This window comes from Microvirga sp. GN3 (assembly GCF_055792825.1).
On record NZ_JBVVAK010000313.1, the window covers coordinates 1 to 3,583 of the forward strand.

4 protein-coding genes are annotated in these 3,583 nt (G+C 59.4%); 3 read left to right on the forward strand and 1 reads right to left on the reverse strand.

Annotated elements, in window-relative coordinates; genetic code table 11:
- Nucleotides 1-1,334: 1,334 nt before the first annotated feature.
- From ACS5Q1_RS47055 to ACS5Q1_RS47065, 3 genes are all read left to right on the forward strand, one after another.
- Complete coding sequence (locus ACS5Q1_RS47055) at nt 1,335-1,775, forward strand: hypothetical protein (RefSeq protein ID WP_473104653.1); 441 nt, start codon at nt 1,335-1,337, stop codon at nt 1,773-1,775.
- A 127-nt stretch (nt 1,776-1,902) separates the two neighbouring features.
- Nucleotides 1,903-2,397, forward strand: coding sequence for a c-type cytochrome (locus ACS5Q1_RS47060; protein WP_473104654.1), 495 nt, complete (start codon nt 1,903-1,905; stop codon nt 2,395-2,397).
- A gap of 63 nt (nt 2,398-2,460) precedes the next feature.
- A complete protein-coding gene (locus ACS5Q1_RS47065; protein ID WP_473104655.1) occupies nt 2,461-2,739 on the forward strand; it encodes a hypothetical protein in 279 nt (92 codons plus the stop codon).
- 17 nt (nt 2,740-2,756) lie between these two features.
- On the opposite strand, the gene ACS5Q1_RS47070 is transcribed toward ACS5Q1_RS47065, so the two are convergent.
- Nucleotides 2,757-3,302 carry a CarD family transcriptional regulator gene (locus ACS5Q1_RS47070; RefSeq protein ID WP_473104656.1) on the reverse strand — a complete coding sequence of 182 codons (546 nt, stop codon included), beginning with the start codon at nt 3,300-3,302 and terminating at the stop codon, nt 2,757-2,759.
- Nucleotides 3,303-3,583: the final 281 nt, after the last annotated feature.

Genomic DNA, 3,583 nt, shown 5'->3' on the forward strand with positions numbered 1-3,583 from the left:
TTTCTTTCTCGCCCTTGATCCGGATCCGCGACAAAACCAGCGAAGCGGCTGAATAAGAATCTTTACAGGAAGTTCGTAGCCGGTGCCATGGCAGGGCCCTCTCACAGGGGCATAGTCACATTAACGAGATGCAGTCGGGAGGCACGGTCAACTTAATTGAAGGGCTTCATTGCCGGACAAGTCATTAGAGACACAAGCAACTGCTTAGGCCACATTCAAGCGAGCTTGATCATGATGTCGCAGAGGTCGATTTGATAGTCGTTCTCGCTTGCATCCGGTGGCAAACAATCCGACTCCTGGAACATCAGCCTTCAGATTGATTCCCGGAAAACCGCATGTGCAATTGGTGGACGGATCGTCGCGCGCGCGACGTTGTCGAGGATGATTTGGCACGAGCCAAATCTACGTTGATCTCTGTTCGAATTCGGCTGGACAAGCAGGGAAATGAGAAGGCTCGGGCCTGTGGCGATGCTCTCATTCATGTCGCCCGAATGCTGTCAGATGGATTCAACATTAGTGTGTCAGATGCGCTGAGTGGACGTGGTTTGCGCACCGAGGACCTGGATGCTGCGCATCATGACCTTCAGTGCAGCGTGCAGCGATGCCGGACATTCCTCATCGAGAGCTCGCCCTGTTACGAGATGGCGGACGACTTGGTGAATGCCTGTTCCCTTCTCCAGCACATCTATCGAATGCGGTTCCACTCGGTGATGGCTGATCCCAAGCTGCGACCTGCGTGCGAGGAGGTCGCGCAGAACCTTGTCCTTCTGGTCGGGACGCTCCCACGACTAGGGGCAAAGCAGAACCAGTCCAGCAGGCGCCGTGGGGCTCCGCGGATGGCAGCGTGATTCAGATCACCCGGCTCGTGCCGACCCAAACGCAATGCCGCGTTTCTACTCATCCAGCTCAAAGCGATGGGCTTCCGGGTCGACGACGTGCCACTCAGCTCCCGGTCGGCGTCGAGGTCACGCCGCCCGGATCGACGGAGATCAGCCTGGACTAGCGCAGGCTGGCCCGTCTGGGACCATTCGGACACTGCCGGAGCCCGCACGTGCTGGGAAAGAGCGGAGATTGCTGCGGGGCGAGCCTGCTCTTGCCGTAGATCAGCGCCCAGAAGAGACGCCAATCCCTGTGGATCCTGTGGAGAACGGGGACAAGCGGGAGAATTGTCACCAGCCATTGCTCGCAAAGGCCCAGAAGTCGTTCTTGACTCTATGAACCGAAACCTAGGCAGGCCCGGAGGCGCAGGAGCATGGTGATGCGCCATCAGTCTCCCTGCACGGGCGGCCGGGGTGATCCTGGACCTGCGCGGCCGATGCCGAGAGGAAAAGCCCATGAGCCCGTCGTCACAATGGACCTTGTTCCTCGCCCGCCCCGGCCGTGACCGACAGCACGTCGTGCGGGATCCGCAAGGCGAGCCCCGGCTTCTCTTTTGCGAAGATGATGGCACGCGGATCAACGATCGTCTCGCCCGGTTCATCGTTGCGAGCCTGAATGCCGGTCTCAATCCGGACGACCCGGATCCGGACGAGGGCTGGTTCCTGGATAGTCTGAGCGACGGCGACAAGCAGGATCCAGCCGTTCTCATTTGCGACCCGGATTTTGAAGTCAGGCTTGAGATCCTCGACACGGACAACTTCGAAGAGGACCAGGCGCTGGGCCGACGAGTTACAGCGCTCATCAACACCTATTTCCTCCAGGAAGACAGCTCACATCCAAGCGTGTCCTCCTCCGGTTCTCGGACGGAAAGGGAGCCATCCAAGTCCAGTGTCTGAGTGTTTTGAGGCCGGTTGTGGGTGGCATGCTTCCGCCACAGGCGGTTCCGTCTACGCCTTCTGCGCACTTCACTCCTACGGGGCATCTGGCACTTTGGCGGGGTTCAACCTCAGTCAGAGATGCTCCATGAGACCACTCATCTGCGCCGCTTTGGCAGCCTGCGGCCTCCTCCTGTCTGCCCCGTTGGCCTTCGCGCAGAGTCAAACGCAACGCGGCGAGTACCTGGTGACCATCATGGATTGCACCGGCTGTCACACTCCCGGCACCTTCCTCGGCAAGCCCGAGATGCAGCGCTACCTGGGAGGATCGGAGGTCGGCTTCCAAATCCCGGGCCTCGGTATCTTCTATCCGCCCAACTTGACCCCTGATCCCGAGACGGGGCTGGGTCAGTGGAGTGAGGCCGACATCATCAAGGCGGTGCGAACCGGCGTCAGGCCAGACGGTCGGCAGCTCGTGCCGATCATGCCTTATCATTCCTATGGCAGGCTCACGGATGCCGATGCCCGGGCTCTGGCCAGCTATCTCAAGAGCCTCAAGCCGGTCAGGAACCAGGTGCCCGGTCCGGTTGGGGCCAACGAGAAGCCCTCAGCCCCCTACCTGACGGTTGTCATGCCCCAGTAGCCTCAGGAAGCAGAGCACCCCGATCCAGCCTGTAACCCCGGAGAGCCGTAGGAGACATCAGACATGCTTGAGGCAGAGTTGCAGCAGCTGCGCGATGACAACTCGGCGATTGCAACGCTGCTGCAAGAACTGAAGAACAACCTTGCACTGCCGCTCCCGCCGGAGCCGCCGTTCCAGGTCATGGCGGATGTGACAGCCCTGCAGGATCGGGTCTATGCCATGGCCCGCAGGGTCGGGAGCATGAAGCGTGAGATCCGCGACAGGATCCTGCAGCAGGCGCTCGCAGCCGACTTTTCGCCGCAAGGTGAGGACGTATCAGCAAAAATCAGGCGGGAGGTGTGAGCTTCATGGCCATGAGGTTATGCCGCCGCCTCACCCCCAGCCGGTTTGCTGGAACGGGGAGCGTCGGCCAAGCCCTGCTCAATGAGTTTACGGGCCTCGGTCTCGGTTAACTGCCTCACCGCTGCAATCTCTTTCACCATGAAATCCAGGGCAGCCTCGAAGATCTGCCGTTCGCTGTAGGACGCCTCTTCCTGCTGCGGCCCGCGGTTCAGATCCCGCACAACCTCCGCGACGGCAGTCAACTGCCCAGTGCTGATGCGCTCTTGGTAGTCCGCCGCACGGCGGTTCCACATGCCCCGCTTGGCGCGAGCCTTTCCGCTCAGGATCGCGAGTGCTTGGTTGACGATGGCCGGCTCGGACAGCTTCCTCAAGCCACTGCTTTTCGCTTTTGCCAAGGGAATGCGAACTGTAACTTTTCCCACGTCGAGTGAAAGCACGAGGAGCTCAAGTTTGAACCCGGCAACTTCTTGCTCCTCGATTCCCGTGATCACCCCGAGGCCATGGCCGGGATACACGACCGTTTCACCGGCCTGGAAGCTCAGCGCAGTGTTCTTCGTGTTCATTCAGAAAAGATCCCCATGAGACACAGACCCAACTTCATCTGAGACGATCTGTGTCGCAGATGTCGAACTCACGACGCTCGCTTGTGGAGCGTAGGTGGTCAGAACTCGATATTTTCTGTGGGATTCCCGCATGTCGGATGCTCACCCTCGCGGTGCAAGAGGGCTCATTCAACGATGCTTAATGCTCGCTATGCCAAGTCTATTGCGGCGCAGTCTCATCACCAGCAATTCGAGGCCGATACCTCAACGCAACTATAAGATAATAAAATGTCTTGGTTAAC

Bases quoted from the DNA above. Each gene is read 5' to 3' on its own strand.
- ACS5Q1_RS47070 (WP_473104656.1), bottom strand. From the start codon at position 3,302: ATGAACACGAAGAACACTGCGCTGAGCTTCCAGGCCGGTGAAACGGTC.
- ACS5Q1_RS47065 (WP_473104655.1), top strand. From the start codon at position 2,461: ATGCTTGAGGCAGAGTTGCAGCAGCTGCGCGATGACAACTCGGCGATT.
- ACS5Q1_RS47055 (WP_473104653.1), top strand. From the start codon at position 1,335: ATGAGCCCGTCGTCACAATGGACCTTGTTCCTCGCCCGCCCCGGCCGT.
- ACS5Q1_RS47060 (WP_473104654.1), top strand. From the start codon at position 1,903: ATGAGACCACTCATCTGCGCCGCTTTGGCAGCCTGCGGCCTCCTCCTG.